Here is a 6,123-nt window from a genome sequence, read left to right on the forward strand (position 1 = left end):
CAGCCACTCCTATCGAATCGGTTTAACCGCGTGCGGCGGCAATCTTGATCAACTTGGCGTAATAGAACCCGTCATGCCCGCCCTCCTGGGCCAGCAACTGGCGGCCATGGGGCTGCTTGATGCCAGCCTGGGTGGCGATGTCCAACTCCCGTGCACCCGGCGTGCGGGCGAGGAACGCTTCGATCACGTCGGTGTTCTCGGTCGGCAAGGTCGAGCATGTGGCGTACAGCAGCATGCCGCCGACCTCGAGGGTCAGCCACAGGGCGTCGAGCAGTTCCCCTTGCAGTTGCGCCAATGGGGCGATGTCGTCCGCCTGACGGGTGAGCTTGATGTCCGGATGCCGGCGGATGACCCCAGTGGCCGAGCAAGGCGCGTCCAGCAGGATGCGCTGGAATGGCTTGCCGTCCCACCAGGCGGCGGTGTCGCGGCCATCGGCGGCGAACAGCTCGGCGTCCAGGCCCAGGCGCGCGAGGTTTTCCTTGACCCGCACCAGGCGCTTGGCTTCCAGGTCCACGGCCACCACGCCGGCCAGTTTCGGCTCGGCCTCAAGGATGTGGCAGGTCTTGCCGCCCGGGGCGCAACAGGCGTCCAGCACCCGTTGGCCCGGCGCCAGTTCCAGCAAGTCGGCGGCCAGCTGCGCGGCTTCGTCCTGGACGCCGATCCAGCCGTCGGCGAAACCTGGCAGGGCACGGACGTCGCCTGGGGTTTCCAGGATGATGCCGTCGCGGCTGTATTGGCACGGGATGGCCGGGATGCCGGCTTCGCCCAGCAAGGCCAGATACGCATCACGGCTGTGATGACGTCGGTTGACCCGCAGGATCATCGGCGGATGGGCATTGTTGGCCGCGCAGATGGCTTCCCACTGATCAGGCCAGAAGGCTTTCAGGGATTTCTGCAGCCAACGCGGGTGGGCGGTGCGCACCACCGGGTCATGCTCCAGTTCCGCCAGCAGGGTTTCGCTTTCCCGCTGCGCGCGGCGCAGCACGGCATTGAGCAGCGCCTTGGCCCACGGCTTCTTCAGCTTGTCGGCGCAGCCCACGGTTTCGCCGATGGCGGCGTGGGCGGGGACGCGGGTGTAGAGCAATTGGTAGAGCCCCACCAGCAGCAACGCTTCGACGTCACCATCGGCGGCTTTGAATGGCTTCTGTAACAGCTTGGCCGCCAGGGCCGACAACCGGGGTTGCCAACGGGCGGTGCCGAACGCCAGGTCCTGGGTGAAACCGCGATCACGGTCTTCCACTTTGTCCAGTTGGGTTGGCAGGGAACTGTTGAGCGAAGCCTTGCCGCCGAGAACGGCGGCCAGTGCCTTGGCGGCGGCCAGACGCGGATTCATGAAGCGTCCGCCGCTTGGCCGAGGACGGTGCCGACGGCAAATTTCTCACGGCGGCTGTTGAACAGATCGCTGAAGCCCAGCGCCTTGCCGCCGGGCAATTGCAGGCGGGTCAGGCACAGCGCCTGATCGCCACAGGCAACGATGAGGCCGTCTTTGCTGGCGCTGAGGATTTCACCCGGTGCGCCCTTCCCTTCGGCGCAGCTGGCGGCCAGGACTTTCACGGCTTCGCCGTTCAACGTGCTGTGGCAGACCGGCCAAGGGTTGAAGGCGCGCACCAGGCGCTCCAGTTCGACGGCCGGGCGGCTCCAGTCGATGCGGGCTTCGTCCTTGTTCAATTTGTGCGCGTACGTGGCGAGGCTGTCATCCTGCACTTCGCCTTGCAGCGTGCCGGCAGCCAGGCCCTCGATGGCCTCGACCACGGCCGGCGGACCGATCAGCGCGAGGCGATCATGCAGGCTGCCACCCGTGTCTTCGGCGCCGATAGGCGTGCTCACCTTGAGCAGCATCGGCCCCGTGTCCAGGCCGGCCTCCATGCGCATCACAGTCACGCCGCTCTCGGCATCGCCGGCCTGCACGGCGCGCTGGATCGGCGCCGCACCGCGCCAGCGCGGCAACAGCGAAGCGTGGCTGTTGATGCAGCCCAGGCGCGGGATATCCAGCACCACTTGCGGCAGGATCAAGCCGTAGGCGACCACCACCATCAAGTCCGGCTTCAGCGCGGCCAGTTCGGCCTGGGCTTGCGCATCGCGCAGCGTCGGCGGCTGCAACACTTGCAGGCCATTCTCCAGCGCCAGTTGCTTGACCGGGCTGGGCATCAGTTTCTGTCCACGACCGGCAGGGCGATCCGGCTGGGTATAGACCGCGACGATTTCATGAGGGCTGGCCAGCAGGGCCTTGAGGTGTTCAGCGGCAAATTCGGGGGTGCCGGCAAAGACGATGCGCAGTGGCTCAGTCATGGGAAGCTCTCAATTACAAAGCAATCGCAAAAAGAAAAAGGCTTGCCGCGGCAAGCCTTTGAAGAAGGGCATCAAGCGTTCTGGCGATGGATCTTTTCCAGTTTTTTCTTGATCCGGTCACGCTTGAGATTAGACAGGTAATCGACGAACAGCTTGCCGTTGAGGTGGTCGCATTCGTGCTGGATGCACACCGCCAGCAGGCCTTCGGCGATCAGCTCGTAAGGCTGGCCGTCACGGTCCAGGGCTTTGATCCTGACCTTCTGCGGACGGTCGACATTTTCGTAGAAGCCCGGCACCGACAGGCAGCCTTCCTGGTACTGCTCCATCTCGTCGGTCAGGGTTTCGAACTCGGGGTTGATGAACACCCGCGGCTCGCTGCGGTCTTCGGAGAGGTCCATTACAACGATGCGCTTGTGCACGTTGACCTGGGTCGCGGCGAGGCCGATGCCGGGCGCTTCATACATTGTTTCAAACATGTCATCGACCAACTGGCGCACTTCGTCGTCCACTACGGCCACCGGTTTGGCGATGGTGCGCAGGCGCGGGTCCGGAAATTCGAGAATGTTCAAAATGGCCATAAGCTTGATAAATGCACGTGTGAAGTAAGGTCGGGTGGCTGGCCTGGCGTGTCTTGGAATGCAGGCTACCGTTGTAAAACGTTGCTCCTTGAATCGGAGCGAGCCACGGGGGCTCTGGCGTTTTACGCGAACGCACATAATAAAGGGATTCACCGCATGAGGAAATCACTACTCGCCCTGCTGCTCCTGGCCTCGGCCGGTATCGCGCACGGGCAAGTGCAACTTCGGGAAGGTTTTCCGCAGCAATACACAGTGGTTCCGGGGGATACGCTGTGGGACATTTCCGGTAAATACCTGCGCGAACCCTGGAAATGGCCCGAGCTGTGGCAGGCCAACCCACAGATTGAAAACCCGCACCTGATCTACCCCGGCGACACTCTGTCGCTGATCTACGTCAACGGCCAGCCACGGCTGACCCTCAGTCGCGGTACCTCGCGCGGCACCATCAAGCTGTCCCCGCGCGTCCGCAGCTCACCGGTGGCCGACGCCATCCCGAGCATCCCGCTCCAGGCGATCAACAGCTTCCTGCTGAGCAACCGCATCGTCGACACGGCGGAAGATTTCAACAAGGCGCCCTACGTCGTCGCAGGCGATGCCGAACGAGTGCTCAGCGGCACCGGCGATCGGATCTTCGCCCGCGGCACCTTCGATGCGAGCCAGTCGGCCTACGGCATCTTCCGCCAGGGCAAGGTCTACACCGACCCCGAGACCAAGGAATTCCTGGGCATCAATGCCGACGACATCGGCAGCGGCGAGATCGTCGCCACCGAAGGCGACGTCACCACCCTGGCCCTGCAGCGCACCACGCAGGAGGTGCGCCTCGGCGATCGACTGTTCAGCGGCGAAGAACGCTCGATCAACTCGACCTTCATGCCCAGCGCGCCAAAATCGGACATCAACGGGTTGATCCTCGATGTGCCCCGGGGCGTCACGCAGATCGGCGCGATGGACGTGGTCACCCTGAACAAGGGGCGCCGTGACGGATTGGCCGAGGGCAACGTTCTGGCGGTCATGAAGACCGGTGAAACAGTGCGCGACCGCATCACCGGCGCCCCGGTGAAGATTCCCGACGAACGTGCCGGCCTGCTGATGGTGTTCCGCACCTACGACAAGCTCAGTTATGGCCTGGTGCTGTACGCCTCGCGCTCGCTGGCAATCCTCGACAAGGTGCGCAATCCGTAACGGGTCTCACAAGTTACCAACAGAGTTATCCACAACTTGTTCCCGTTTGTACGGGGCTTATGACGATCAAGGATTGATCACATGCCATTGCCTGAATCCGCTTCGGTTCCCCCCGCGGAACTGGAGGCCCGTCTGCGCTTGCAGCGCTTGCCGGAACTGGGACCCAAACGTTTCATGACCCTCATGGAAGCCTTCGGCTCGGCCTCCAAAGCCATCAGCGCTCCAGCCAGCGCATGGCGAGCGCTGGGGCTGCCGGCGCAGTGCGCCGAGGCCCGACGCGCGCCGGAAACACGTGATGGCGCCGCCCACGCGTTAGCCTGGTTAGAGGGTCAGGCCCACTATCTATTGATGTGGGACCAACCGGACTACCCGGCGCTGCTGGCGCAAATCAGCGACGCGCCGCCACTTCTGTTCGTTGCCGGCGACACCTCGATTCTGGAAAAGCCGCAACTGGCGATGGTCGGCAGTCGTCGCGCCTCGCGTCCCGGCATGGACACCGCAGCGGCATTTTCCCGGAGCCTGGCCGGAGCTGGATTTGTCATCACCAGCGGTCTGGCCTTGGGTATCGACGCGGCCGCGCATCAAGCTGCGCTGGATGTCGGCGGGCAGACAATCGGTGTGCTGGGCACCGGCCTGGAAAATTTTTATCCACAGCGCAATCGTCGGCTGGCAGAAGCGATGATCGCCCAGGGCAGCGCGGTGCTGTCGGAGTTCCCTCTGGACGCGCCACCCCACGCCAGCAACTTCCCACGGCGCAATCGGATCATCAGCGGTTTGTCCCTTGGCGTGCTGGTGGTCGAGGCCAGCGTCGCCAGTGGCTCGCTGATCACCGCGCGCCTGGCGGCGGAACAGGGCCGTGAGGTGTATGCCATTCCGGGGTCGATTCACCATCCCGGCGCCCGGGGTTGCCATCAACTGATCCGTGACGGCGCGGCGCTGGTGGAAACCGTGGAGCACATCCTCGAAGCACTACGCGGTTGGCAACGCTTACCCTTCATCGCCGAACCTGTCCCCGTGACGCATCCGCTGTTGCGCCTGCTGCACGCCGCGCCGCAGACCAGCGAAGCACTGGCCGATGCCAGCGGCTGGGGCTTGTCCAAGGTCCTGGCGGCACTGACCGACCTGGAAATGGACGGAAGGGCGGCGTGCGAGCATGGACGCTGGTTTGCTCGCTAGGTTTTATGAGGAAGATCGGTAAACTGCGCACAGCCTTATTTGCGTTGCGGAGAATCTTTCATGGTCAACAGTTGGCGTGTGCAACAAGCCGCGCGAGAAATTCGCGCCGGGGCGGTGATTGCCTATCCAACCGAAGCGGTCTGGGGCCTGGGTTGCGATCCGTGGAACGAGGATGCCGTGGAGCGTCTGTTGGCGATCAAGTCCCGACGGCCCGACAAGGGACTGATACTGGTGGCCGACAACATCCACCAGTTCGATTTCCTGTTCGAGGACTTCCCTGAGACCTGGATGGATCGCATGGCCAGCACTTGGCCTGGGCCGAACACCTGGCTGGTCCCGCACCAGAACCTGTTGCCGGAATGGATCACCGGCGTGCACGACACCGTCGCGCTACGGGTCAGCGATCATCCGATCGTGCGCGACCTGTGTTCGCTGGTCGGCCCGCTTGTCTCCACCTCGGCCAACCCACAAGGCCGGCCAGCGGCGCGCACGCGGATTCGCGTCGAACAGTATTTCCGAGGGCAGCTCGATCTGGTATTGGGCGGCAACCTGGGCGGGCGTCGGAACCCGAGCGTGATCCGTGACCTGGCGACCGGCAAGGTGGTGCGGCCAGACTGATTTTTTATCAGCGCACAATCAACTGTGGGAGATTCTATGGTGCAGGGCTACCCCTTAAATGCCTTTCGGTAAGTATTCGCTCTGATTCTTCAGCAGGGCGAATACCACTCGGGCAAGCTTGCGGGCCAGTGCGACTAATGCTTCGGTTGTGCTGAGCCCCCGGGTCCTCAGTGCCTCATAAAAACCCTTCCATGCCGCTGTGCGCCTCGCCGACATCGCGGCGTTATGCATCAATCGACGTGCCTCCGGGTCACCTCGCTTAGACAGGCAGCGGCGCCCC

At 63.6% G+C, this 6,123-nt stretch carries 6 protein-coding genes and 1 pseudogene; 3 read left to right on the plus strand and 4 right to left on the minus strand.

The features are described from left to right. Positions 1-22: 22 nt before the first annotated feature. From rsmB to def, 3 genes are all read right to left on the minus strand, one after another. Positions 23-1,333, minus strand: a complete 1,311-nt coding sequence (gene rsmB, locus ACE04F_RS00245; RefSeq protein ID WP_486103944.1) for a 16S rRNA (cytosine(967)-C(5))-methyltransferase RsmB — start codon at positions 1,331-1,333, stop codon at positions 23-25. Further along, complete coding sequence (gene fmt, locus ACE04F_RS00250; RefSeq protein WP_486103946.1) at positions 1,330-2,289, minus strand: methionyl-tRNA formyltransferase; 960 nt, start codon at positions 2,287-2,289, stop codon at positions 1,330-1,332. The genes rsmB and fmt overlap by 4 nt, the downstream gene beginning before the upstream one ends. Positions 2,290-2,360: 71 nt before the next feature. Beyond that, positions 2,361-2,867: a peptide deformylase gene (def, locus tag ACE04F_RS00255; RefSeq protein ID WP_434570796.1), complete on the minus strand. Its 507-nt coding sequence runs from the start codon at positions 2,865-2,867 to the stop codon at positions 2,361-2,363. Positions 2,868-3,023: 156 nt separating this feature from the next. Between def and ACE04F_RS00260 the strand changes: the two genes are divergently transcribed. The 3 genes from ACE04F_RS00260 to tsaC all read left to right on the plus strand — a co-directional run bounded on the left by ACE04F_RS00260 (position 3,024) and on the right by tsaC (position 5,843). Next, positions 3,024-4,049, plus strand: coding sequence for a LysM peptidoglycan-binding domain-containing protein (locus tag ACE04F_RS00260; protein ID WP_486103948.1), 1,026 nt, complete (start codon positions 3,024-3,026; stop codon positions 4,047-4,049). A gap of 81 nt (positions 4,050-4,130) precedes the next feature. After that, the gene (gene dprA, locus ACE04F_RS00265; protein WP_486103950.1) at positions 4,131-5,225 is read left to right on the plus strand and encodes a DNA-processing protein DprA; all 1,095 of its coding nucleotides are present in this window, start codon (positions 4,131-4,133) and stop codon (positions 5,223-5,225) included. 60 nt (positions 5,226-5,285) lie between these two features. Next, positions 5,286-5,843, plus strand: coding sequence for an L-threonylcarbamoyladenylate synthase type 1 TsaC (gene tsaC / locus ACE04F_RS00270; RefSeq protein ID WP_486103952.1), 558 nt, complete (start codon positions 5,286-5,288; stop codon positions 5,841-5,843). Between the two features lie 54 nt (positions 5,844-5,897). Here tsaC and ACE04F_RS00275 read toward each other — a convergent pair. After that, positions 5,898-6,123: pseudogene (locus tag ACE04F_RS00275) on the minus strand (IS110 family transposase); the annotation flags it as partial.

The sequence above is a fragment of the Pseudomonas sp. AGC41 genome (assembly GCF_057334555.1).